The organism is Janthinobacterium sp. BCJ23, from assembly GCF_059617945.1.
Genome location: NZ_JCAQAW010000002.1, coordinates 473,971 through 499,079, shown reverse-complemented (window position 1 = coordinate 499,079; position 25,109 = coordinate 473,971). Strand labels below are relative to the sequence as shown.

The following is a 25,109-nucleotide window of genomic DNA, read 5'->3' as shown; positions in this document are numbered from 1 at the left end:
AAAGGTAGGGCGTACGAGTATGCGGAAAACTTACTCAAAAGGCAATGCTGTTCCACCGCCCGCGCCAGGCAGCGGTGGAACAATAATGGCATGGCCGCCATCGGCATTTACCGGGCTGCCACAGCCTCCGTCCCCGCCTGCGGCGCCTGCCAGCCGCCGCCCAGCGCCCGGTAGGTGGCGACGGCAGCGCGCGCCGACGCCGTTTGCACCTGTTCACGCGCGTCCGCCGCGCGCAGCAGCCGGGAGTCGGCCTGCAGCACGTCAAAGCGGCTGACCGCGCCTTTCTCGTAGGCGGCCAGCGAGGCGGCGCGGGCGCGCTCTAGCGATTCCACGCTTTGCGCCAGTAAAGTAGCTTGCTCTTCGTGGCGCAGCAGGGCCGAGCCGGCGTTTTCCACGTCTTCGGCGGCGTGCAGCGCCGCGAGCCGGTAGGCCGCCAGCAGTTCGGCTTCCTGGCCACGGGAAGCTTCGATCTGCGCGTCGATGCGGCCGAAATCGAACAGGCGCCAGCGCAGGCCCAGCATGCCGGCGGCCTGGCCGGAGCCGCTGCCGAACAGGGCGCCGCCGGCCGTGGCGCTGCCAAACAGCGCGCCCAGGCTCAGTTTCGGGTAATACTCGGCGACGGCCGCGCCGGTGCGCGCGCTGGCGGCGGCCAGGCGCCGTTCGGCGGCGATCAGGTCGGGCCGGCGCCGCAGCAGTTCGCCCGGCGAGCCGCCGGCCGTGATGCGCGGCGCGCGCGCCATCACGCCGGCGGCTGCCATGTCATCGCCATAAGTGCCTGGCGCCGCGCCCAGCATGACGTCGAGCGCATGCAGCGCCACTTCGCGTGCCGTGTCCAGGCCGGGTACGACGGCGCGCGCCTGCGCCAGCGACGCTTCGGCCTGCCGCAGCGCCGGCTCGTTCGCCAACCCCTTGTCATATAACAGCGTGGCCAGTTCCAGCAGCGCCGCGTCCGTGCCGACCTGCCGGCGCGCCAGGTCGAGCCGCACCTGCAGCCCCTGGATCGTCAGGTACAGGTCGGCCGTTTGCGCCGCCACGGCCAGCCGCGTGGCGGCCCATCCCGCTTCGCTCGCTGCGTAATCGGCGCGCGCCGCTTCGCGTTCGCGGCGCAGGCCGCCGAACAGGTCGAGTTCCCACGATGCTTGCAGGTTCAATTCGCGCGCGCTGCCGGCGCGTTCATAGCCTGGCGTGGCGTTCAAGACCTGGCCCAGCGGCGTTTGCACGGACTGGTAGGCGCGCGCCGCCTGGCCGCCAAGGCTGGCCGACGGCAGCAGCGCGGCGTCGGCCGCACCGATGGCCGCCCGCGCCTGGCTGACCCTGGCCTGCGCTTGCGCCAGGTCGAGGTTTTGCGCGAGCGCCACCGTCACCAGGCGGGTCAGGCGCGGGTCGCCGAAGGCCGTCCACCACTGCCGCAGTTCGGCAGAGTCAGCGTCCTGGCGCGCGCCGAGCGCCGCCTGGTGCAGGTATTGCGCCGCTTGCGGCAGCTCGGGCCGGTGGTAATCGTTGCCGACGGTGCAGCCGGTGGCGGCCAGGCCGGCAGCGATCAGCAGAAAGGGGAGGCGCAGGCGTGGCAGTGGCATGGTGGTCTTCCAGTTCAAAAGAGAATAATGTGTGACTATAATACAGTTTGGTCACTTATTGTGCATTCCGGCGCGGCGCGTTAAGCTGTCGCCATGAATTCCACCACACCCGACACACCCAGCCCAGCACGCGGCCCCGCCGGCCACGACGTGCGCGACCAGATCGTTGCCGCCGCCACCGATTACTTCAGCCGCTACGGCTATGAAAAGACGACCGTCTCCGACCTGGCCAGGGCAATCGGCTTTTCCAAGGCCTATATCTACAAATTCTTCGAATCGAAGCAAGCGATCGGCGAGCATATCTGCGGCAACTGCCTGCACCAGATCGAGACCGAGGTGAAGGCGGCTGTCGCGGCGGCCGGGCGGCCGCCAGAGCAGCTGCGGCGCATGTTCAAGGCCAGCGTCGAGGCCAGCTTGCGGCTGTTTTTCCAGGACCGCAAGCTGTACGACATCGCCGCTTCGGCCGCCACCGAGCGCTGGCCGGCCGTGCAGGCCTACGAGCTGGCGATGGGGGCCTTGCTGCAGGATATCTTGCAGCAGGGGCGCAAGACGGGCGACTTCGAACGCAAGACGCCGCTCGACGAAACGGCCAGCGCGATCTACCTGGTGATGCGCCCCTATGTCAATCCCTTGCTGCTGCAACACAGCGTCGACAGCAGCGAAACGGCCGTGGTGCAGCTGTCCAGTCTGGTGTTGCGCAGTTTGTCGCCATAGCCGCTTCAATGATAAGTGACGATTGACTTAATTGGTCACTAGTACCAGAATGAGGGCTCTGATCACTCATTCATGGAATTCCTATGCGCTGGCGCCGCCTCGCTTCATCTGTTGTCATTTCCACTTTACCCCTGGTGTTGAGCGCCTGCGCCGACAAGGCGCAGGCCGATCCGCGCACGGCCACGCCGCTGGTGCGTGCCGTCACGGTGCAGGGCGCCGAAGCGGGCACGCGCAGCTTCACGGGCGTGGTCGCGCCGCGCGTGCAGAGCGATCTCGGTTTTCGCGTGGCCGGCAAGGTGCGCGAACGGCTGGTCGACGCCGGCCAGGCCGTGCGCCGTGGCCAGCCATTGATGCGCCTCGACGCGGACGACTTGCAACTGCTGTTCCAGGCCCGGCAGGACGCCGTCACGGCTGACCGCGCCCGCGCGCGCCAGGCGGCGGATGAAGAAGCGCGCTACCGCGACTTGCGCGGCACGGGCGCCATCTCGGCATCCAGCTACGACCAGGTGAAGGCGGCGGCTGACGCGGCCGCCGCCCAGCTCAAGGCGTCCGAAGCCCAGGCCGGCGTGGCGCGCAATGCGCTGCATTATGCGGTGCTGCTGGCCGACGCCGACGGCATCGTGATGGATACCCTGGCCGAACCGGGCCAGGTGGTCGCGGCCGGGCAGGTGGTGGTGCGCCTGGCCCATGACGGCCGGCGCGAAGCGGCGATCCAGCTGCCGGAAACCTTGCGCCCAGCGCTCGGCTCCACGGGCCAGGCTACCCTGTTCGGCAGGCCGGGTGCCAGCGTGCCGGCCACCTTGCGCCAGCTGTCGCAGACGGCGGACCGGCAAACGCGCACCTTCGAGGCGCGCTATGTGCTCGATGCGGCGCTGTCAAGTGCGCCGCTGGGTGCCACCGTCACCTTGCGCCTGCCCGGCGCGCAAGCTGGCGCCGCCAGCGTGCAAGTACCGCTGGCGGCCCTGCATGACGCGGGCAAGGGGCAGGGCGTGTGGGTGATCGGCGGCGCGCCGTCGCAGGTCAGCTGGCGGCCCGTCAGGTTGCTGCGGCTGCACGAGGATGGCGCCGACGTGAATGGCCTGAAGGCGGGCGAACGCATCGTCGCGCTGGGCGCCCATCTGCTGCGCCAGGGCGAGCAGGTCAGGGTCGAACAGGCGCCAGTGGCCGCCGCCGCGGGAGCGCGTCCATGAGCGCGGCCGGCTTCAACCTGTCCGCGCTGGCCGTGCGCGAGCGTTCCGTCACCCTGTTCCTGATCTGTCTCATTTCGCTGGCCGGCCTGCTGTCGTTCTTCAAGCTGGGGCGCGCCGAAGACCCGGCGTTCACGGTCAAGGTGATGACCATCGTCACCGCCTGGCCAGGCGCCAGCGCGCGCGAAATGCAGGACCAGGTGGCCGAGAAGATCGAAAAGCGCCTGCAGGAGCTGCGCTGGTACGAACGGGCCGAGACCTATACCACGCCTGGCCTGGCCTTCACCACACTGACCCTGCTCGACGGCACGCCGCCCGACCAGGTGCAGGCCGAGTTTTACCAGGCGCGCAAGAAGGCCGGCGACGAGGCGGCCAATTTGCCGGCCGGCGTGATCGGCCCCATGATCAATGACGAATACGCCGACGTCACCTTTGCCCTGTATGCGCTGAAAGCCAAGGGCGAGCCGCAGCGCCTGCTGGTGCGCGAGGCGGAAACCCTGCGCCAGCGGCTGCTGCACGTGCCGGGCGTGAAAAAGGTCAATATCATCGGCGAGCAGGCCGAACGCATCTACGTGGAGTTTTCGCAGGAGCGCCTGGCCACCCTGGGCGTTCGGGCGCAGGACGTGTTTGCCGCGCTGAACGGCCAGAATGCCTTGAGCCCGGCCGGCTCCGTTGAAACGCGCGGACCGCAGGTATTCATCCGCCTCGACGGCGCGCTCGACGCGCTGCAAAAGATCCGCGATACGCCCGTGGCGGCGCAGGGGCGCACCCTGACGCTGTCCGATATCGCCACCGTGCGCCGTGGCCAGGAAGATCCGGCCAGTTTCATGGTGCGCAATGGCGGCGAGCCCGCGCTGCTCTTGGGCGTAGTCATGCGCGACGGCTGGAACGGGCTGGACCTGGGCAAGGCACTGGACGGGGAAGTGACGGCCATCGGCGACGCCATGCCGCTGGGCATGAGCCTGGCTAAGGTCACCGACCAGGCAGTCAATATCGGCGCGGCCGTCGATGAATTCATGCTCAAGTTCCTCGCCGCGCTGCTGGTGGTAATGCTGGTGTGCTTTATCAGCATGGGCTGGCGGGTCGGCATCGTGGTGGCAGCCGCCGTGCCATTGACCCTGGCCGTGGTGTTCATCGTGATGGCGGCGACGGGCAAGAACTTCGACCGCATCACCTTGGGTTCATTGATCCTGGGCCTGGGCCTGCTGGTGGACGACGCGATCATTGCCATCGAAATGATGGTCGTGAAGATGGAAGAGGGCTACAGCCGCATCGCCGCCTCCGCCTATGCCTGGAGCCACACGGCCGCGCCCATGCTGGCCGGCACCCTGGTCACGGCCGTGGGCTTCATGCCGAACGGCTTTGCGCGTTCGAGCGCCGGCGAATACACGAGCAATATGTTCTGGATCGTCGGCATCGCCCTGATCGCTTCGTGGGTGGTGGCGGTGGTGTTCACTCCCTACCTGGGCGTGAAGCTGCTGCCTGAACTCAAACACGTCGCTGGCGGCCATGACGCGCTGTACGATACGCCGCGCTACCACCGTTTTCGCCGGCTGCTGGGGCGCGTGATCGCCCGCAAATGGCTGGTGTTCTGCACCGTGATCGGCCTGTTCGTGCTGGCCGTGCTGGGCATGGCCATCGTCAAGAAGCAGTTTTTTCCCATCTCGGACCGCCCTGAAGTGCTGATCGAAGTGCAGCTGCCCTACGGCAGCGCGATCGGGCAGACCAGCGGCGCGGCGGCCAAGGTGGAAGCGTGGCTGGCGCGCCAGCCAGAGGCAAAGATCGTCACGGCCTATGTGGGCCAGGGCGCGCCGCGCTTTTACCTGGCGATGGGGCCAGAATTGCCCGACCCGTCGTTTGCCAAGATCGTCGTGCGCACCGACAGCCAGCAGGCGCGCGACGCCCTGAAGCAGCGTTTGCGCGTGGCGGTGGCCGCCGGGCTGGCGCCCGAGGCCAGGGTGCGCGTCACGCAACTGGTGTTCGGCCCGTATTCGCCGTTTCCCGTCGCCTACCGGGTCAGCGGCCCCGATCCCGAGGTGTTGCGCGGCATCGCCGGCCAGGTGCAAGCCGTGATGCAGGCCAGCCCCTTGATGCGCACCGTCAATACCGACTGGGGCACGCGTACGCCGACCCTGCATTTCAGCCTGCAGCAGGAGCGCTTGCAGGCGATGGGCCTGACGTCGGCCGCGGTGGCGCAGCAACTGCAGTTCCTGCTCAGCGGCGTGCCTGTCACGGCCGTGCGCGAAGATATCCGCACGGTGCAGGTGGTGGCGCGCGCGGCCGGCGACGTGCGGCTGGACCCGGCGCGCATCGCCGACCTGACCCTGGCCGGCGCGAATGGCGAGCGCATCGCGCTGTCGCAGGTTGGCAGCGTCGAGGTGCGCTCGGAAGAACCGGTGATGCGCCGGCGCGACCGCCAGCCGACGATTACCGTACGCGGCGACATCGCCGACGGCATGCAGCCGCCCGACGTCTCGGGCGCCATCACGGCGCAGCTGCAAACGGTCATCGACAAGCTGCCGGCCGGCTACCGCATCGAGCAGGCCGGCTCCATCGAGGAATCGGCCAAGGCCACGCAAGCCATGCTGCCGCTGTTCCCCATCATGCTGGCATTGACCTTGCTGATGATCATCCTGCAGGTACGTTCGATCTCGGCGATGGTGATGGTGTTCCTGACCAGCCCATTGGGCCTGATCGGCGTGGTGCCTACCTTGCTGCTGTTCCAGCAGCCGTTCGGCATCAATGCGCTGGTCGGCCTGATCGCGCTGTCGGGCATTTTGATGCGCAATACCCTGATCCTGATCGGCCAGATCCACCAGAACGAGGCGGCCGGCCTGGCGCCGTTCGACGCCGTGGTGGAAGCGACCGTGCAGCGCGCGCGTCCCGTGATCCTCACGGCGCTGGCGGCCATTCTGGCGTTTATCCCGCTGACCCATTCGGTATTCTGGGGTACTTTGGCCTATACCCTGATCGGCGGCACGTTTGCCGGCACGGTGCTGACCTTGGTGTTCTTGCCCGCCATGTATGCGATATGGTTCCGGATACGGGGGCAGGCAACGGTGGCGGAGATTGAAAACAGCGGGCCGGAGACGCGGGCCTGAGAAAATGCCGAGGGCGGCGTTGCAGCTTCCTTGCCGTACTTGCGTACTGTCTGCGTCGCTGCGCCTTGCCCTCGGCATTTTTCAGGCTCGCTTGACCCGGGGAGCCTGGGTTTTGGACTTGGGCCGTTTCGTGGTTTGCCGGTTTGCTTGTTTCTTATTTCTTGTTTCTTGTTTCTTGTTGCTTGTTGTTTGTCTCTTTCTCTAGGCGCCAGTTGCATCCTGCCGGTAGCGCGCCGGCGGCAGTTCGAACTGGTTCTTGAAGAAGCGGGTGAACGCGCTTTGCGAGGAAAAGCCCAGGCGGTCGCCGATTTCCGCCACGCTCAGGCTTGTTTCGCGCAGCAAACGGCGCGATTCGCGGCTCTTGGCGCGCAGTTCCAGTGCGCGGAACGAGGTCTGCTCCTGTTGCAGCTGGCGCTGCAGGGTCCAGCGGTTCATCGCCAGGCCGTCGCACAGGGCCGGCAGCAGCGAGGCGCTATCGGCGTCGCCCGCGCCTTGCCGGCCCAGCAGATCGATGATGGCTTGCTCCACGCGGGCCGAAAACAGCTGCGCCCCCTGCAGCTGCTGCAATTGCCCCTGCGCATGCCGCAGCGCGTGCGGCGCCAGCATGGCGTTGAACTGGGCGAAGGGTCGGTCCAGCGCCGGTGCGTCGAACGTCAATGTATTGCGCGCCTGGCCAAAAGTGGCGGCGGCGCCGAAGCACTCGGAAATGGCCGGCGCGAACCATGGCGCCTTGCCCTGGAAGCCGGCACGGAAGGCGGTGGGCGCGCCATCGTCGTAGGCGCGCGCCACCAGCGACAGCATGCGGAAATTGGCCAGCGCCTGCATGGCGCCGCCCGACGGGCAGAACTCGGACAGGTATTCGATCTCGATGCGCGTACCATTTTCGCTCATCAGCATGAAATCGAATTCGCCGATCAATCCCCGCAAGTGCAGCAGCTCGTGCAGCGCGCTGCGCAGGGTGGGGCGGTTGAAGCAGACGTGGGCGATGCCCGAGTAATGCGCGAACCAGTGCGTTACGTCGAGGTCGAGCAAGCCGCGGTGCTGCGGCAGTTGTTGGGCGTAGGCCGTCATGCGGCGGTGCCGCTCGGCGTTGATGCGGCCGCCCGGTTCGTCCAGCTGCGCCGGCGTGATGCCCGTGCGCTGAAAAAACTCGGCGGGATCGTGGCCATCGGCCTGCATGGCGCGCGCGCATTGCTGCGCGATCCGGTTCGAAACCGTACGCGTGTCGGGTTTGTGCAAGGCTGTCTCCTGCTTATCCTGCTTGTTGTAGTAATTTTTCACAAATATTAGCACTTTGTAGGAGATTGTTGGTTGTTGTGCCATCTAACCAAAAATTGTTCTCGCGGGTATAAAACGCGTGCTGCGCGGTCAAGAAACTCACGCATTCTCACGCTATATTGTTTTCGGCCGGCCTTGCTGCCGCGCCTTGATACCTACAAAAACAGTCTTGGAGATAATGATGAATTGCACTTTGAAACCGATGGCCCGCATGGTCGCCGGCTGCGTCGCCACGCTTGCCCTGGCCGCCTGCGGCAATAACGGCAGCGTGGAATACAAGCAGCCCGTGTTCGGCACCACCACCTACAGCCAGATCCAGGTCGACGGCTATGCCTTCAAGGATATGAACCGCAACGGCAAGATCGAGCCGTATGAAGACTGGCGCTTGCCGGCCGAGGTGCGCGCCGACGATCTGCTGTCGCACATGAGCCTCGATGAAAAAGCGGGGCTGATGATGCACGGTACGGCGCCCACCGTGGCCGATCCCACCGGCATCGGCCAGGGCGGCGCGTATGATTTGACGGCCCTGCAAGATCTGATCGTCAAGCAGTACGTCAACACCTTCATCACGCGCATGGCGGGCGACACGGCCAACATGGCGACCCAGTACAACAAGGTGCAAGCGCTGAGCGAAACATCGCGCCACGGCATCCCGGTGTCCATCAGCACGGACCCGCGCCACCATTTCCAGTACACGGTGGGCGCCAGCGCCGGCACCAAGGGCTTCTCGCAATGGCCTGAAACCCTGGGCCTGGCCGCCATCGGCGACGATGCGCTGGTGCGCCGCTTCGGCGACATCGCGCGCCAGGAATACCTGGCCGTCGGCATCACGCAGGCCCTGTCGCCGCAGGCTGACCTGGCCACCGAGCCGCGCTGGTCGCGCATCAACGGCACTTTTGGCGAAGACGCGGACCTGGCCAAGCGCATGGTGCAGTACTATATCGAGGGCTTCCAGGACGGGAACACGGGCTTGCATGACGGCAGCGTGGTGGCCGTCGTCAAGCACTGGGTCGGCTACGGCGCCACGAAAGAGGGTTACGACGGCCACAATTACTATGGCCGCTACATGACCTATCCGGGCAACAACTTCGCCTACCACGTGAAACCGTTCGAAGGCGCCTTCACGGCCAAGGCGGCTTCCGTCATGCCGACCTATGCTCTGCCGGACGGCAATATCACGATCGACGGCATCACCCTGGAACAGGTGGCGGCCGGCTTCAGCAAGACCATGCTGACGGATCTGCTGCGCGGCAAATACGGTTTTGAAGGCGTGATCCTGTCCGACTGGGGCATCACCTCCGACTGCGACGCCAACTGCCGCAACGGCACGGCGCCTGGCGTCGCGCCTTCCTTCATGGGCTTTGGCACGCCGTGGGGCATGGAAGACGCCACCAAGGCCGAGCGCTACGTGAAGGCCGTGACGGCGGGGATGGACCAGTTTGGCGGCGTGACGGAAGCGCCGTACCTGACGCAAGCCGTGCAGCGCGGCCAACTGACGGAAGCGCGCATCAACGCGTCGGCGCGCCGTATCCTGATCCAGAAATTCAAGCAGGGCCTGTTCGAGCATCCGTTCGTCGATGCGGCCAAGGCGGCCACCACGGTGGGCAAGGCGGACTTCATCGAGGCTGGCCTGGACGCGCAGCGCCGCTCGCTGGTCTTGCTGGAAAACAAGGACAAGGTCTTGCCGCTGGCGGCCACCGTCAAGAAGGTCTACCTGTACGGCATCGATGCGGCCGTGGCCAAGCAGTATGGCTACACGGTGGTCGCCACGCCGCAGGAAGCGGACGTGGCCCTGCTGCGCGTGGCCGCGCCGTATGAAATCCTGCACCCGAACTACATCTTCGGCAGCATGCAGCATGAAGGGCGCCTGAACTATGTCGACGGCGACGCTGACTACGAGGCGATCAAGAACGCGGCAAAATTCGCGCCGAAGACGGTGGTCACCGTGTACCTGGACCGCCCGGCCATCCTCGGCAACGTGCAGGACAAGGCCAGCGCCATCGTCGCCAACTTCGGCGTGAGCGACGGCGCGCTGTTCGATGTCCTGACGGGCAAGGCTAAGCCGCAAGGCAAGCTGCCGTTCGAGCTGCCATCGTCGATGGCCGAAGTGCAGGTGCAGAAATCGGACGTTCCGTATGACACGGCGCATCCGCTGTACAAGTTCGGTTACGGCTTGGGCTACTAAACGCCGTTCAACGTACGGTAATCCAGCTGCGCTCTTGCATGGAGCGCCGCGCCGCGGCTATCAGCCGGTCCACCTCGTAGCCGTCGCGGAAGGTGGGCCAGACCGGCTGGCCGCTGGCGATGGCCTGCAGAAAGTCGCGCGCTTCAATGACGATTTGCTCGTTGTAGCCGGTGCCGTGCCCGGCGCCCTGGCTGAACGCCAGGTAGTCGGGGTGGGCGGGGCCCATCAGCAGGCGCTGGAAACCCTGGCGCTGCGCGGGGCGGCCGGCGTCGTACAGCCATAGTGCATTCTGGTCTTCCTGGTCGAAGGCGAGCGCGCCTTTCGTCCCCGTGATGCGGTAGGTGTAACCCATCTTGCGCCCGGCCGCCACGCGGCTGAAGGTCAGGGCGCCCAGCGCGCCGCTGGCAAAGCGCAGCATCACATTTCCCTGGTCGTCATTCTCCACCGCTTCCATGCCAGCCGGCCCTTGCCGCTGCGCGTGCACGGTGTTCATGTCCGCCACCAGCGAGTCGACGGGGCCGCCCAGGCGCAGGGCCAGGTTGAGCAGGTGCGAGCCCACGTCGGCCAGCGCACCTGCCCTGGTGGCCGTCGCTTCGCGCGTGCGCCACGAGGCAGGCGTGCGCGGGTCGTGCAGATAGTCTTCCACATGTTCGGCGGCGACGTGGATGATCTCGCCGATTTCGCCCGATTCGATGATCTGCCGCGCCAGCTGGCTGGCCGGCGTGCGGATGTAGTTATAGCCGACCATGTTGGCCACGCCCGCCGCTTCCGCCGCCTGCGCCAGCAGCAGGGATTCGGCGGCCGTCATGCCCAGCGGTTTTTCGCAAAACACGGGTTTGCCCAGGGCCAGCGCGGCCAGCACGATGTCCTTGTGCGTGGCCGGCGGCGTGGCGACGATGATGGCGTCGATGGCGCGATCATTGACCAGCGCGCGCCAGTCGCCCGTAGAGCGGTTCCAGCCCAGTTCCTGCGCGCTGCGGGCGGCGCCTTCCGCGCTGCTGGTGCTGATGCACTCGCATACGGGGTTCAAGGCTGTGTGAAAAATGCTGCGCACGGCCTTGTAGGCGATGGTGTGCGCCTTGCCCATGTAGCCAGCGCCGATCAGGCCGATGTTGATGTCTTGCATAGGGAGTCTCCGAGGTTGTCGCGGTAGGGGATTCAGGCTTGCTGGCGCCAGGCATGGCTGTCCAGGGCGTCGAGGAAGCGGGCGGCGGGCCAGTCCTGTGCCAGCGCTTCGTGCATGAGCTGCTGCTGCGTGGGCGGCGCCATGCCGGCTATGGGCTGGTCGCGATCGAGGTTGCTGGGGAAAGCATAGCCCTCGGCGCAGGCGGCAATCGCGTGGCCGATGCCGTCGCCGGACAGGGCACCCTGGTCGCGCAGCGCCTGCAGTGCCGGATACAGCGCGGCGCTCATGGCGCGGCGGTCCAGCGCTTCCATGGCGCGCCCGAACGGCGACGACACTTGCAGCAAATTCGCCATGCGGCGGATGTCGGACGAACGGTTATGGCCCGCCGCATGGAACAGGGCGGGATTGAAGAAGACGGCGTCGCCCTGGGAGAGCGGCAGTTGCACGCAATGCCGGGCGAAATAATCGCGGAAGGGCGGTTGCTGCCAGGCGAGGAAACCGGCCTGGTAGCGCTGCGAATACGGCAGGTACAGGGTGGGACCGGATTCGACCGGCATGTTGCAGTGGGCGACGGCACCCTGCAAGGTCAATAAGGCCGACATCTGGTGCACGGGAGCGGGATAGGCGGCGCAACTGGCGGCGCTCTGGAAGCCCAGGTGATAGTCGCGGTGCGGCGCCTGGGCGGCGGCGCCCGGGTTGACGACGTTGACTTGTGCCGTCATCTGGTAGGCGGGGCCCAGCCACGCCTCGGCGATCCACGCAAACACGGGATTGGCGTAGTAGCGCGCGAACGCTTCGGGCGCGCGCAGACACAGTTTTTGCTGGGCGTTCCAGATGCGCTCGTTCGCGCCCGGTTTGGCGAAATGGTCGCCGCCCGCCTGGCCGCTCGCGTGCTGTTCGGCGATCAGCGCGCGAAACACGCCGCTGGCCTGTTCCAGCGTCGCCGTGTCGTCGACGGCGCGCCGGAACACGATGACGCCTGGGCCATCCATCAGCGCCTTGCCCCATTCTGCCTGCAGCGCGCGCAGCGACGCGGTACTGGCGGCCAGAGTGCGCACCTGGTCGCAGTCGTAGACGAGGATATTGTCTTCCACCGCAGCGGCGTGGGGATAGTCGGCCAGCACCGTGCATTGGCTGACAGTGTGGATGAAATCATCGAGCTGGCAGTCTTGCGGCGACAGCCAGAAGGGGGCGGGCGGCGCGGCGTCTTGGGTGGTCATGCGGTGTCTCCTGAGTTTTACGTTGTAGAATCAGTATAGGGATGAAAATCCGCATTTTTCATCAGGAAATCCATCAAAAAACCATCAATGGATTGGACATGGCATGACGCATCCGTTTCCCGTCAAGGTCGTGGCGCTGCAGGCTGGCGTCAGCGTGGCGACCGTCGACCGCGTGATCAAGCAGCGCGGGGGCGTACACGCCAATACGGTGCGCCGCGTGATGCAGGCGCTCGATGAACTGGCGCGGCAAAGCACGCAGGTGGGCCTCGCCGGCAGGAAGTTCATGCTCGACGTGCTGATGGTGGCGCCGTGCCGTTTTACGGACGCCGTGCGCGCCGCGCTGGAAGCGGAACTGCCGTCCCTGCATCCGGCCGTGCTGCGCTCGCGCTTTCACCTGCATGAAACCCTGGAAGTGGACGGCATCGTCGACCAGCTGGAACGCATCCGCAAGAACGGCAGCCACGGCGTGCTGCTGAAAGCGCCGGACTTGCCGTCGGTGGCCGAGGCGGTGGACCGGCTGGCGGCGGCCGGCATTCCCGTGGTGACCCTGGTGACGGACTTGCCAGCTTCCGCGCGCCGCGGCTACGTGGGCATGGATAACCGCGCGGCGGGCGAGACGGCCGCGTGTCTGATCGGCCAGTGGCTGGGCGCGGGCCAGCGGCCCAGGAAACAGCAAGTGCTGGTCACCCTGAGCAGCAACCGTTTTCATGGCGAGGAAGAGCGCGAGATCGGCTTTCGCCGCGCGCTGCGCGAACGGCACCGCCATTTATCCATCGTCGAAGTGAGCGAAGGCCACGGCATCGATGGCGCCACGGGGGCGCTGGTGCGTGAAGCACTGGCTACGCATCCAGGCATCGCCGCCGTGTATTCGATCGGCGGCGGCAATGCCGCTATCGTGCAGGCATTCGCGCAGGCGGGCCGGCCGTGCAAGGTCTTCATCGGCCACGACCTCGATACGGACAACGTGGCGCTGCTCAAGTCGGGCGCCATCCAGGCCGTGCTGCACCATGACCTGGGCCAGGACATGCGCCGCGCCTGCCAAGAGATACTGCGGGCGCAGGGCGCGCTGCCGGCCCTGGCGCAGGTGCCGCCCTTGTCCGCCATCCAGATCGTCACGCCATGGAACCTGCCGCGCTGAACGGGGTGAATTGACAGTTACCCGGGGCTGGCCGATACTCGCCGCTTCGCTCATCGTTCACCTCAGGAAGGAATCCCCCGATGTCCGTCACTCCGCAATTGTGCAAGACCGTGCTGGTAGCCGCACTCTCCATCGCGTTTACCATGCCCGCCATGGCCGCCGTCCCCGCAACTGCCGGCGCTTCATCGGCCTGGGTTGATGCGAGCAACCGCAACGCGGCCATCGTGCTGGCGGCGCAGGCGCAGTTTTCGCCCGAAGACGCCTCCGACACGGGCTTGGCCCAGTACGACGGCCTGGCCGCCGACCTGGGGCCGAACATCACCGAGCGCCATGTGGCGGCCATGCAGAAGGCGCGCGCGCAATTGCAGCAAAAGCTGGAACTGGAACGCGACGAGCGCATACGCCAGGACCTGGAAATCCTGATCGGCGCCGTCGACCAGGAAATCATGGGCACGCAGCTGGAAGCCAAATACACCCTGCCGTGGGTCGATGTGCCGCAAATGGTCTTTGGCAGCATGCAAAGCCTGCTGCAGGAGCAGCGTCCGGCAGCGCGCCGCGCCAAGGCACTCGAACGCCTGCAACGCTACGTGGGCCAGTTCCCGGGCAGCACGCCGATCACGGCGCAGGCCAAGGCGCGTTTCACGGAAAAGATCGGCCAGCCTGGCCTGGCGGGCCCCGTGCGCCTGCAGGTGGAACAGTCGCTGGAAAACGTGCCGACGTATATCGCCGGCATCCGCAAGCTGTTCGCCGACATGAAGATCACGGGGGCAGAAAGCGCGTTGGCGGCCATGGAGCAGCAGCTGAACGAGTATGCGGCATGGGAAAAGCAAGTGGTGCTGCCCCTGTCGCGCACGGATTTCCGCATGGCGCCCGAGCTGTATGCATTCCGCCTGAAACAGGTGGGCATCGACATCGAGCCGCGCGCGCTGGTCGAACGGGCGCAGGTGGCCTATCTGGAAACGCGCGCCGCCATGCAGGCGCTGGCGCCCGTGGTGGCGGCCAAGCTGGCCTTGAAGGGCGTCGACGGCACGGACTACCGCCAGGTGCTGCGCGCGCTGAAAAGCGATTCCATCCCCAACGAGCAGCTCGAAGCGCACTACAAGGGTGTCAATACGCAGCTGGAACAGCGCATCGCCCGGCAGCGCGTGGTCGATATTCCTGCGCGCGCCATGACCATGCGCCTGGCGTCCGCCGCCGAATCGGCGGCCCAGCCGGCGCCGCATATGCGTCCGCCTCCGCTGATCGGCAATACGGGCGAGCACGGCCAGTTCGTCCTCCCCGTCAGCAATCCGGCCGCCAGCGGCAAGGGCGAGGCGTATGACGATTTCAATTTCGCGGGCGCCGCCTGGACCCTGAGCGCGCACGAAGGCCGCCCTGGCCACGAGCTGCAGTTCAGCGCCATGGTGGAGCGGGGCGTATCGCAGGCGCGCAGCCTGTACGCGTTCAACAGCGTCAACGTGGAAGGCTGGGCGCTGTACGCGGAAGCGGAGATGATTCCGTACGAGCCAGCCGAGGGCCAGTTCATCGCGCTGCAATTCCGCATGCTGCGCGCGGCGCGCGCCATGCTCGACCCGATGCTGAACCTGGGGCAGGTCACGCGCGAGGAAGCGGGGCGCATCCTGACGGATGAAGTGATGCTGTCGAAACCGATGGCGCGCCAGGAGCTGGACCGCTACACCTTCAACATGCCGGGCCAGGCGGGCAGCTATTTCTATGGCTATACGCGCATCCTGCAGCTGCGCGCGGAAACGGAGCTGGCGCTGGGAGAGAAATTCGACCGCCTGGCCTTCAACAACTTCCTGCTGGGGCAGGGCTTGCTGCCGCCGGACTTGCTGGCCAAGGCCGTGCGCGAACACTTCATCCCCGAGCAGAGAAAAACCAAAAGCTGACGCCATGGCACGGGAGCGGCAGGGAAGGGGAATTTTGCCGCTATTCTCCGCGGGCCAGTCGTATAATGACGCTCATTGTGCTGGCCCACCCAGGAGTTCCACTTGCAGCTACCGATCCGTTATCCGAACATGCCGCAACTGCTGCTGAAGGCCCGCGACAGCCTGCTCCAGCATTTCCGCCCTATCCTCAATCACTTCGGCGTGACGGAGCAGCAGTGGCGCATCATGCGCGCGCTGAATGAAAGCCCGACCCTGGAGCCGCGCGAGCTGTGCGAGATCTGCCAGATTTCGAGCCCCAGCATGAGCGGCATCCTGGCGCGCATGGAAGAGATCGGCCTGATCGGGCGCAGCAAGTTCGAAGGCGACCAGCGCCGCCGCAAGGTGCACCTGTCCGAAGCGGGCGCCAGTTTGCTGATGCAGATGGGTAAGCTGATCGACCTGCAATATGCGCATCTGGAAGCGGCTTACGGCAAGCAGGTGTTTGAAGACATGCGCCGCGCCCTGGAAGCGTTTATTGCCCTTGAAACCCTGCCGGTGGCGCCCGCCATCCTGCGCTGAGCGGCAACCCCGCTCCCATCTTTCCCTTTCCGTACGGCCATCAGGCGCGTGTTTTTCAGCATGCGCCGCCGCTGCTTTTCCCATGCCTGTTCCTGTGATTTCCCCGTGCTGCGGGGCGTGCGTCCGCATGTCTGCCGGATTTGCTATAAGACACAAGAAAGTTTTGCTATAAGACTAAGCCCTACAGTCAATCACTTACATGTGAGTAAATAAGCGTATAATTTGCTTCACTTGATCCAGATCAAGAAGAACAGCGGACGCCCATATCCATGGATGGGGCGGCAACGTGGCGCCACGCCCGTATTTCGCCAGATAAAACAGCAAAGTCAGGAAAAAAATGAACACACCATGCATGTGCGCTGCGGCGCTGGCCGTCTCCACGCTCATCGGCGCAAACGTTTGCGCCCAGAGCAATGCCACCATTTACGGCGTGGTCGACGCGGCCACCGCGTACGCGAGCAACCAGGGCGGCAATTCAAATACCTATATGCGCAGCGGCAGCTTGTCCGCCAGCAAGATCGGTTTCCAGGGCGTGGAAGACCTGGGCGGCGACCTGAAGGCGCTGTTCCTGCTGGAAAACGGCTTTGAAAGCGATACAGGCGCGCAAAGTTCGGCCAGCGCCCTGTTCAACCGCCAGGCCTATGTGGGCTTGCAATCGACAGCCTACGGCACGGTGACGGCGGGCCGCCAGTACACGCCGTACTACCTGCTCGTGGGTTCTCTGGCATCGAGCAACGTCTTGACGGGCGCGACCGGCGCCCACCCGGGCGACATCGACGGCCTCGATACGACCGTGCGCATCAGCAATTCCGTCAGCTACAGCATGCCCGCCTGGCGCGGCTTGCAGGCCAGCGCGCAATACGGCGTTGGCGAAGCGGCCGACGGCAATGCCGTGGGCAGCAGCTTCAGCGCCGCCGTCAAGTACAGCACCTCGCCAGCCGAATTCGCGCTCGGCTACCTGAAACTGAAAAATGGGCAGAACGGCGCCGGCTGGAGCGACAACGCATCGGGCAGCTTCGGTATCTCGGCCCTCAACCAGGGCTACGCCTCGGCCGAAAGCATAGCATTCATCGCCGCCAGCGCGCGCTACACCATGGGCAAGTGGATGGTAGGCGCCAATGCCAGCAACGTGCAATACCAGGCGGGCAGCCGCTCGGCCTTCCGCGACACGGCCATCTTCAACACGGCCGGCCTGATCTCGAGCTACCAGCTGACGCCGCAGTGGTTCCTGTCCGCCGGCTACAGCGATACCTTCGCCAGCCACGCCAACGGCATCGCCGACCGCGCGCGCTACCGGCAGTTGTCGTTCGAGCAGAATTACGCGCTGTCGAAGCGCACGGCGATCTACCTGATTGAAGCGCGCCAGCTGGCGCGCGGCCAGACCCTGGGGCAGGACGGTGCGATCGTCAACGCCGTCGCCTCGGTCGGCGATTCGCAAAACGGCACGCCGTCGTCGAACGGCGGCCAGACGGTGGTGATGGTCGGTCTCAAGCATTCTTTCTGAACGGTTGCTGAACTCACGGGAGCTTCAATTGGACGCTACACATAATAAGGAGGGCCGCGGCCCCCTGAATCCCGGCCGCCGCATGGTGCTGGCCGGCCTGCTGTCGGCTTCGGCCGCGGCGCTGATTCCCTGGGCGCTGGCCGAACCGGTCGCCAATGCGGAGCAGGGCGCCTTCCTCGGCGTGTCGGCCATGCTGGTCGGGCGCCAGGTGCTCGACCCCGTGCTGGCCAAGCGCCTGTATGACGCGCTGGTGGCGCAGGACGCCGCCTTCCCCGCGAAGGTGCGCGCGCTGCTGGCGCTGATCAATGCGCAGGGATTGCAGGCGGCCGGCCTGCAGGAAGCGCTCGATGCACTGGACCCGGCCCAGTCGCCGCTGGCTGCCTTGCCGCACCAGATCGCCAGCGCCTGGTACCTGGGCATCGTCGGCACGGGCGAGGCGGCCGTCTGCGTCGCCTACGAGCAGGCCTTGAACGCGGCCGTCGTCGCCGACGTGCTCAAACCTCCCACGTATTCCTACGGCGCCTACGGCAGCTGGGCCAGAAAACCAATTTAAGGAGCCATCATGGCTGAAGAACTCTCCGCCGATTATCTCGTGATCGGCTCCGGCATCATCGGCTCCCTGGCCGCGCGCAAGCTGGCGCTGGCCGGCGCCTCGGTGCTGATCCTGGAAGCGGGCCCGCGCGTGTCGCGCGGCGAAATCGTCGCCCGTTTCCGCAACACGACGCGCCGCAGCGACTGGATGTCGCCGTATCCATCGGTGGCCACGGCACCGCACCCGATCTACCAGCCGAAGGACAACGGCTACCTGGTGCAGGCCGGCCCGTATCCATACCCGGCCGAATACATCCGCCAGTTCGGCGGCACTTCGTGGCACTGGGCTGCGCAGGCGTGGCGCAACGTGCCGAACGACTTCCGCATCCATACCCTGTATGGCGTGGGCGTCGACTGGCCGATCAGCTATGAAGACCTGGAGCCGTTCTATCAGGAAGCGGAAGAGATCATGGGCGTTTCGGGTGCCGAGAACACGGGTTCGCCGCGCAAGCAGCCATTCCCGATGGACTCCGTGACGGAACCGTACGCCATGCGCCGCATCCGCGAGCGCCTCGACCCGTCGTTCAAGGTGGTGGGCAACACGGTGGCGCGCAACAGCGTCAGCTACGATGGCCGCCCGGCCTGCTGTGGCAATAACAGCTGCCAGCCGATCTGCCCCATCGACGCGCAATACCATGGCGGCATCGCCGCGCTGCAGGCGGAAGCAGCGGGCGTCAAGATCGTCTGCAACGCCAACGTCTACAAGCTGGAACACGACGCGCAGGGCCGCATCACGGCCGCCCTGTACTACGACGTCGACAAGAACAGCCACCGGGTCACGGCCAAGACCTTCATCCTGGCCGCGAACGGCATCGAAAGCCCCCGTTTGCTGCTCGTTTCCGCCTCGGACAAATACCCGAACGGCCTGGCCAACAGCAGCGACATGGTGGGCCGCAACCTGATGGACCACCCGAGCACCTCGATCACCTTCGACGCCGATGAAGACCTGTGGCTGGGCCGGGGGCCGCAAAGCCCCAATTCCATCAACACCATGCGCGATGGCGATTTCCGCAGCCGGCATTCGCCGTACCGCCTGGATTTCACGAACATCTCGAGAGTCGATGGCGCCACCAGGGAATTGATCGGCAAGGGTGTGTTTGGCGAAGCATTCGAACAGCAGCTGCGTTTCCGCTCGGCCCGTGAAATGAGCTTGAAGAACGTGCTGGAAGTACTGCCGAACCCGGCAAACCGCATCGCCCTCAGCAGCGAAAAAGACGCCATGGGCATTCCCAAGCCGCAGGCGCATTACGCGATCGACGAGTACACGAAGCGGGGCCACGAGCGTTCGAAGCAGGATTTCGAGCGCATCGCCAAGCTGATGGGCGGCACCAATCTGCGTCACAGCAAGGAAGGCGTGTTCGCCAACAACCAGCACATCTGCGGCACCCTGTCGATGGGTTCTGACCCGGCCAAGGCCGTGTGCGACCAGTGGGGCCGCACATTCGACCATGCCAACCTGTTCCTGTGCAGCACGGGTGTGCTGCCCACGTCCGGCACCTGCAATTCGACGGAAAACGGCCTGGCCGTGGCGCTGCGCACCGTCAAGCATATCCTCGACGAACAACAGGGAGGCACGGCATGATGGCGATCTTCAGACTGGCTGCCGGCGCCGCCTTGCTGTCCCTGGCCTTGCCCGTGCTGGCGGCGCAAGCGCCGGGCGCGGACGTGCAGGCGATCGAACGTGGCCGCTACCTGGCCACGGCCGGCGACTGCATCGCCTGCCACAGCGTGCCTGGCGGGAAGCCGATGGCGGGCGGCCTGGCCCTGGCCACGCCGCTGGGCGCCATCGTCGCCACCAACATCACGCCGTCGACAACGCATGGCATCGGCAACTACACGCTGGCGCAGTTTTCCGCCGCCGTGCGCCATGGCGTGCGGGCCGATGGCGCACACATGTACCCGGCCATGCCCTATACGGCCTACGCCAAGGTGACGGATGACGACATGGCCGCCCTGTACGCCTACTTCATGCATGGCGTGGCGGCGGTGGACACGGCGCCGGCGCAAAAGACGGACTTGCCATTCCCGTTCAATATCCGTTTGTCGATGGCGGGCTGGAATCTGCTCTTCCTCGATAAAAAACCGTTCGTGGCCGATGCGTCGAAAAGCATGGAGTGGAACCGTGGCGCCTACCTGGCGCAAGGCCTGGCCCACTGCACCACGTGCCACACGCCGCGCAACGCCCTGATGGCCGAGCAGCTGTCGAAGGAGCTGGGCGGCGCCGACCTGGGCACCTGGTATGCGCCGAACATCACGTCGGACGTCAACAGCGGCGTGGGAGGCTGGAGCCAGCAGGAACTGGCCGGCTACCTGCGCACGGGCCGCGCCGCGCACCGGGGCCAGGCGGCAGGCCCGATGGCCGAGGCCATCGACCATAGCCTCAAGCACCTGAGCGACGCGGACTTGAACGCCATCGCGCACTACATCAAGAGCGTGCCTGCCATCCGCGACAAGGCGGACGTGAAACCGGTGACGCAATGGGGCCAGGCGGGCGACGAGTTGAGCAGCATCCGCGGTGTGCCGCTGCCGCAAAACCTGAACACGATGTCGGGTGCGCAGCTGTACGATGCGCAGTGCGCCAGCTGCCACCAGGCCAAGGGCGAGGGCAGTTTCGATGGCAGCTTGCCGCCCCTGTTCCACAACTCGGCGACGGGCCGCGGCAACAGCAACAACCTGGTGATGGCGATCCTCGATGGCGTGGAGCGGCAGGATGGCAAGGGTAGCCATGCCGGCCACCTGATGCCCGCGTTTCGCCAGACCCTGTCGGACGAGCAGATCGTCACCCTCGGCAATTACGTGCAGCGGATGTACGGCAATCCCGCCATCAAGGTGACGGCCGAGCAGGTGACGACCTTGCGCAACGGCGGCGCGCCGTCCAACCTGATCGGCCTGGCCCGCGCGGGCATCATTGTCGGCGTGCTGGTGCTGCTGGCTTTGCTGCTGTGGTGGCGGGGTCGGCGGCGCAAGGAAACATCGACAGCGTAAAAAGACACCCTGAAGCAAAGGCTGGGGTCAGACCCGACAAGGTCTGACCCTTTTTTTGTGCAGGATTTTGCAACTGGTTTGCATCTGCGTGAATTATGTACTATCATTAGTTACATGAGACGCGACAGCAAACTATCATCGATCCTCCATGTGTTGCTGCACATGGCCCATGCTGGACGCCCGATGACGTCCGAGGAACTCTCCGGCTATCTGGATACGAACCCCGTGCTGGTGCGGCGCGTGATGGCCGGCCTGCGCGAGCGCGGCTACGTGGCGTCGGACAAGGGCCATGGCGGCGGCTGGCGCATCGTCTGCGACCTGCACCAGGTGACCCTGCAAGACATCTATGTGGCTGTGGGATCGCCCACCATCTTCGCCATGGGCAACCGTGTCGATCAGCCGGGCTGCCTCGTCGAGCAGGTTGTCAACCAGTCGCTGGCCGGCGCCTTCGATGAAGCCGAGGCGCTGCTGATCCAGCGCTTTGGCGCCGTCACCCTGGCTGACCTGGCCGACCGTTTCAGCCAACAATACGCCACCCACAAAGGAGCACCACATGCACATTCCTGAATCGCCTGGCATCCCGTTCGATGCCATCATCGTTGGCGGCAGCTACGCGGGTCTGTCCGCCGCCACGCAACTGGCGCGCGCCCGCCGCCGCGTGCTGGTGATCGACGGCGGCCAGCGCCGCAACCGCTACGCCAGCCATTCCCACGGTTTCCTGACCCAGGACGGCAGCGGCACGGCCGCCATCGCGGCCGAGGGCAAGGCGCAGTTGATGGCGTATGCCAGCGTCACCTGGCGGGACGGCATGGCCGTGCAGGCCGCGGCCAGCAGCGATGGCGATGGCTTCGATGTGACCCTGGCGGATGGCTATGTCGTGCACGGCCGCCGCCTCGTGCTGGCCACCGGCGTGATCGATGAACTGCCGCCCGTCGATGGCCTGGCCGAGCGCTGGGGCGGCAGCGTCTTTCACTGCCCGTATTGCCACGGCTATGAACTGGAACAGGGCGCCATCGGCGTACTGGCCACCGGCCCCCTGTCCATGCACCATGCCTTGATGCTGCCCGACTGGGGCACGGTCACTTTTTTCCTGAATGGCGCGTTCGAGCCTGATGCGGCGCAGCTGGCGCAACTGGAGGCACGCGGCGTAACTTTGGTGCGCACGCCAGTGGCGCGGATCGACGCGGTGGCCGACGTGGTCACGGCCGATGGCAGCCGCCACGCGATGGCCGGCCTGTTCGTGGCGACCCGCACCCGCCTGGCCAGTTCCCTGGCCGGCGAATTGGGCTGCGCGCTGGAAGAGGGGCTCATGGGACCGTTCGTGCGCACCGACGAGCAAAAGGCCAGCAGCGTGCCTGGTGTCTTTTGCTGCGGTGACGCGGGCCGCATGGCGGGCAGCGTGGCGTTTGCGGTGGCCGATGGCGCCATGGCGGGCGTGGCGGCGCACCGTTCACTGATGTTCGGACTCGATCAGGCGGCAAAACCGCCATCGATCTTCAGCCCGGCGCCCGTGACGAACGCCGCTTCCGCGCTGGCCAGGTAAGCGACCATGCCGGCGATTTCATCGGCCGTGCCATGGCGGGGCAGGGCCATCAGGCCGTGCATCAGGTCGGCGAAGTCGCCCGTCGGCGGGTTCATGTCCGTGGCGACGGGGCCCGGTTCCACATTGTTGATGGTGATGCCGCGCGGGCCCAGGTCGCGCGACAGGCCTTGCGTCAGGCCGCTCAGCGCCGATTTGCTCATGGCGTAGGCGGCCGCGCCGCCGAACGGCATGCGGTGCGCATTCGTGCTGCCGATATTGATGATGCGCCCGCCCGTCGGCATGTGCGCCACGGCCGCCTTGATGGCGACGAAGACGGCGCGCACGTTGACGTTCAAGGTCTTGTCGAAGTCTTCCAGCGAAAAATCGTCGATGGCGCCAGGCAGGAACACGCCCGCATTGTTGACGAGGATGTCGACACGGCCAAACTGCGCCGCCACCTTGGCGATGGCGGCCGTCAGGGCGGAGGCGTCGGCCGCATCGGCCTGCACGCCCAGGGCCTTGCCGCCGGCCGCCTCCACTTTGGCGGCCAGCGCCTGCGCTTCGGCGGCGGAGCTTTGATAGGTGAAGACGACGTTGGCGCCCTGGCTGGCAAGGCGGCGCACGATGGCGGCGCCGATGCCGCGCGAGCCGCCCGTCACGAACGCGATCTTGTCTTGCAGTGGCAGGGAGGTGCTGGTGGTGGCTTGGGTTTGCATGATGAGCTTTCTGAGTGGGGAGTAGAGGAATTCAGTATCTGCCTTTCATTCCTGCCGCGCTAGCCATGAATCACTACAATCACTTTCAACCTTGAGTATCAAATGAGCGGGTAGAATAGGCGCATGGAAGCCCTCAATCACTTGCAATCGTTCGTGCTGTCTGCCGAGCTGGGCAGTTTTTCGGCCGCCGCGCGCCGCCTGGGGCTGACGCCTGCGGCCGTCAGCAAGAACGTGGCGCGGCTGGAAGCGAGCCTGGGGTTGCGGCTGTTCCAGCGCAGCACGCGCCGTTTGACCTTGACGGAAGGGGGCGAACGCTTTCTGCAGCAGATAGGCGGCGCCCTGTCCACCTTGCGTGAGGCGATCGCCGGCGTGGCGGAAGAGGGCGGCCAGCCGGCCGGCATACTGAAAATCAGCATGGCGCCGTCGTTCGGGCGCAGCTATGTGGTGCCCCTGCTGGGCGACTTCATCGCGCGCTACCCTAGCGTCATCCCCGACTGCCATTTCGACAACCGGCAAGTGGACTTGGTCGGCGAAGGGTTTGACGTGGCCATCGGCGGCGGCATCGAATTGACGCCGGGCGTGGTGGCGCGCGAACTGGGCCACGCCCACATCGTCGCCACGGCGTCGCCCGCCTTCATGCGGGGCAAAACCATGCCCGTGCACCCGTCGGACCTGGCGCACTTCGACGGCGTGGCGCGCCGCTCGGCCGGCAGCGGCAGATTGCGCAGCTGGATACTGCGCGACGGCGTGGGCGGCGAAGGCGTGGCCGAATACCGTCCGCGCGCCATTTTCGACGATCCGGAAGCGATGGCGCAGGCGGCCATCCTTGGCGTTGGCGTGGCGCTGCTGCCCATGCCGCACGCGCTGGCCCATTTGCGCAGCGGCGCCCTGGTCCGGCTGCTGCCCGGCTGGCATGCCGATTCCGGCCCCCTGTCCGTGTACTATCCGAGCAAGAAACTGCTGCCCGCGAAGACGCGCGTGTTCGTCGATTTTTTGCTGGAACAGTTCCGCCAGCGCGATTTCGCCGCGCAGATACGGCCCGATTAATCAATGAAAAATCTTATGCCTGACAACTACAGCCTGTTTTACACCTTTGACCATGATCAGCCGGCCCGCTTCCAGGAAGCGCGCGTGTTCGGCACCACCGTGTGGACGGCCAGCGGCGCGGCCATGACCTGGGGCGAGGAGATGCGCACGCAGTATGCGAGCATAGCCGAAGCGCAGGCCGCCTATCTGGCCCATTGCGATGCGGCTGTCGCCGATGGCCATACCCTGGCGCGCGCCATGCTCATCGACCCGGCCGTCTTTGATTTCGCGCTGCTGCAAACACTGGTTGCGGATGCCGCCCGCAGTGCTTTCGCTGCCGTGCGCCGTACCCATCCGGACCAGCACATCAACGCTTTTGCGCTGGTCAGCGACGACAGCGCCATGACCATCGGCCCGGCGGCCAACAGCCGCGAAGCGCTGGCGGCCTCGGAGTACGGCGAAGAGATGCTGTGGAATCCGGCGGAATGGGTGTTTGAGGACGGGGTCGCGTACTTCGACAGCGCCTACCGCTTGCTGCTGCAGGCGCACCGCGACTTGCCCTTCGACGTCGATTTCGACACCTTCCGCAGCGGCGTGTTCGACGCCTGCATCGCGGCGCTGGCGCAGCTCGATGCCGAAGGCTGTTTTGGTATGGGCGCGCAGCGCGACGATTTCGTGCTGCTGTTCGAGGTCAGTGACAGCGAAGCGGTGGAAGGCGCGATGGAACGATTGAATCCGCCGGCCGTGGCGGCGCGTTTCGCAGCGTGGATGGCCAGTTGGGCCGACTAGATT

At 65.9% G+C, this 25,109-nt stretch carries 20 protein-coding genes; 15 read left to right on the top strand and 5 right to left on the bottom strand.

Features of this window, described 5'->3' with window-relative positions:
* Positions 1-107 precede the first annotated feature (107 nt).
* Complete coding sequence (locus AC54AG_RS08340) at positions 108-1,577, bottom strand: efflux transporter outer membrane subunit (RefSeq protein ID WP_496630006.1); 1,470 nt, start codon at positions 1,575-1,577, stop codon at positions 108-110.
* A gap of 93 nt (positions 1,578-1,670) precedes the next feature.
* Between AC54AG_RS08340 and AC54AG_RS08335 the strand changes: the two genes are divergently transcribed.
* From AC54AG_RS08335 to AC54AG_RS08325, 3 genes are all read left to right on the top strand, one after another.
* Positions 1,671-2,291 carry a TetR/AcrR family transcriptional regulator gene (locus AC54AG_RS08335; RefSeq protein ID WP_331776415.1) on the top strand — a complete coding sequence of 207 codons (621 nt, stop codon included), beginning with the start codon at positions 1,671-1,673 and terminating at the stop codon, positions 2,289-2,291.
* A gap of 83 nt (positions 2,292-2,374) precedes the next feature.
* Positions 2,375-3,481 carry an efflux RND transporter periplasmic adaptor subunit gene (locus AC54AG_RS08330; RefSeq protein WP_496630005.1) on the top strand — a complete coding sequence of 369 codons (1,107 nt, stop codon included), beginning with the start codon at positions 2,375-2,377 and terminating at the stop codon, positions 3,479-3,481.
* A complete protein-coding gene (locus AC54AG_RS08325) occupies positions 3,478-6,579 on the top strand; it encodes an efflux RND transporter permease subunit (RefSeq protein WP_496630004.1) in 3,102 nt (1,033 codons plus the stop codon). The genes AC54AG_RS08330 and AC54AG_RS08325 overlap by 4 nt, the downstream gene beginning before the upstream one ends.
* A gap of 201 nt (positions 6,580-6,780) precedes the next feature.
* Here AC54AG_RS08325 and AC54AG_RS08320 read toward each other — a convergent pair whose 3' ends face one another.
* The gene (locus AC54AG_RS08320; RefSeq protein WP_219328745.1) at positions 6,781-7,818 is read right to left on the bottom strand and encodes a helix-turn-helix transcriptional regulator; all 1,038 of its coding nucleotides are present in this window, start codon (positions 7,816-7,818) and stop codon (positions 6,781-6,783) included.
* A 217-nt stretch (positions 7,819-8,035) separates the two neighbouring features.
* Between AC54AG_RS08320 and AC54AG_RS08315 the strand changes: the two genes are divergently transcribed.
* Positions 8,036-10,042, top strand: coding sequence for a glycoside hydrolase family 3 protein (locus tag AC54AG_RS08315; protein WP_331776418.1), 2,007 nt, complete (start codon positions 8,036-8,038; stop codon positions 10,040-10,042).
* 7 nt (positions 10,043-10,049) lie between these two features.
* Here AC54AG_RS08315 and AC54AG_RS08310 read toward each other — a convergent pair whose 3' ends face one another.
* Both AC54AG_RS08310 and AC54AG_RS08305 read right to left on the bottom strand, forming a co-directional pair.
* Positions 10,050-11,168 carry a Gfo/Idh/MocA family protein gene (locus AC54AG_RS08310; protein ID WP_331776419.1) on the bottom strand — a complete coding sequence of 373 codons (1,119 nt, stop codon included), beginning with the start codon at positions 11,166-11,168 and terminating at the stop codon, positions 10,050-10,052.
* A gap of 32 nt (positions 11,169-11,200) precedes the next feature.
* A complete protein-coding gene (locus AC54AG_RS08305) occupies positions 11,201-12,388 on the bottom strand; it encodes a phytanoyl-CoA dioxygenase family protein (protein ID WP_331776420.1) in 1,188 nt (395 codons plus the stop codon).
* Between the two features lie 103 nt (positions 12,389-12,491).
* Between AC54AG_RS08305 and AC54AG_RS08300 the strand changes: the two genes are divergently transcribed.
* The 9 genes from AC54AG_RS08300 (at position 12,492) to AC54AG_RS08260 (ending at position 22,596) form a co-directional block, all read left to right on the top strand.
* Positions 12,492-13,526 (top strand): LacI family DNA-binding transcriptional regulator, encoded by a 1,035-nt coding sequence (locus tag AC54AG_RS08300; RefSeq protein WP_496630003.1) that lies wholly within the window; start codon positions 12,492-12,494, stop codon positions 13,524-13,526.
* An 80-nt stretch (positions 13,527-13,606) separates the two neighbouring features.
* A complete protein-coding gene (locus tag AC54AG_RS08295; RefSeq protein WP_496630002.1) occupies positions 13,607-15,415 on the top strand; it encodes a DUF885 domain-containing protein in 1,809 nt (602 codons plus the stop codon).
* Positions 15,416-15,517: 102 nt separating this feature from the next.
* Complete coding sequence (hpaR, locus tag AC54AG_RS08290) at positions 15,518-15,973, top strand: homoprotocatechuate degradation operon regulator HpaR (RefSeq protein ID WP_223278727.1); 456 nt, start codon at positions 15,518-15,520, stop codon at positions 15,971-15,973.
* A 337-nt stretch (positions 15,974-16,310) separates the two neighbouring features.
* Positions 16,311-17,477 (top strand): porin, encoded by a 1,167-nt coding sequence (locus AC54AG_RS08285; protein ID WP_496630000.1) that lies wholly within the window; start codon positions 16,311-16,313, stop codon positions 17,475-17,477.
* Between the two features lie 28 nt (positions 17,478-17,505).
* Positions 17,506-18,030 (top strand): sugar dehydrogenase complex small subunit, encoded by a 525-nt coding sequence (locus tag AC54AG_RS08280; RefSeq protein ID WP_496629999.1) that lies wholly within the window; start codon positions 17,506-17,508, stop codon positions 18,028-18,030.
* 9 nt (positions 18,031-18,039) lie between these two features.
* Positions 18,040-19,650 carry a GMC family oxidoreductase gene (locus tag AC54AG_RS08275; RefSeq protein WP_496629998.1) on the top strand — a complete coding sequence of 537 codons (1,611 nt, stop codon included), beginning with the start codon at positions 18,040-18,042 and terminating at the stop codon, positions 19,648-19,650.
* The gene (locus AC54AG_RS08270) at positions 19,647-21,053 is read left to right on the top strand and encodes a c-type cytochrome (protein WP_496629997.1); all 1,407 of its coding nucleotides are present in this window, start codon (positions 19,647-19,649) and stop codon (positions 21,051-21,053) included. Before AC54AG_RS08275 ends, AC54AG_RS08270 begins: the two co-directional genes overlap by 4 nt.
* 114 nt (positions 21,054-21,167) lie before the next feature.
* Positions 21,168-21,620, top strand: a complete 453-nt coding sequence (locus AC54AG_RS08265; RefSeq protein WP_496629996.1) for an RrF2 family transcriptional regulator — start codon at positions 21,168-21,170, stop codon at positions 21,618-21,620.
* A complete protein-coding gene (locus AC54AG_RS08260) occupies positions 21,607-22,596 on the top strand; it encodes an NAD(P)/FAD-dependent oxidoreductase (RefSeq protein WP_496629995.1) in 990 nt (329 codons plus the stop codon). The genes AC54AG_RS08265 and AC54AG_RS08260 overlap by 14 nt, the downstream gene beginning before the upstream one ends.
* Here AC54AG_RS08260 and AC54AG_RS08255 read toward each other — a convergent pair.
* Complete coding sequence (locus AC54AG_RS08255; protein WP_070302671.1) at positions 22,524-23,291, bottom strand: SDR family oxidoreductase; 768 nt, start codon at positions 23,289-23,291, stop codon at positions 22,524-22,526. The two genes, AC54AG_RS08260 and AC54AG_RS08255, sit on opposite strands and share 73 nt — an antisense overlap.
* A gap of 123 nt (positions 23,292-23,414) precedes the next feature.
* Between AC54AG_RS08255 and AC54AG_RS08250 the strand changes: the two genes are divergently transcribed.
* Positions 23,415-24,338, top strand: a complete 924-nt coding sequence (locus AC54AG_RS08250) for a LysR family transcriptional regulator (RefSeq protein WP_496629994.1) — start codon at positions 23,415-23,417, stop codon at positions 24,336-24,338.
* 15 nt (positions 24,339-24,353) lie between these two features.
* Complete coding sequence (locus tag AC54AG_RS08245; RefSeq protein ID WP_496629993.1) at positions 24,354-25,106, top strand: DUF4303 domain-containing protein; 753 nt, start codon at positions 24,354-24,356, stop codon at positions 25,104-25,106.
* The last annotated feature ends 3 nt before the right edge of the window (positions 25,107-25,109 follow it).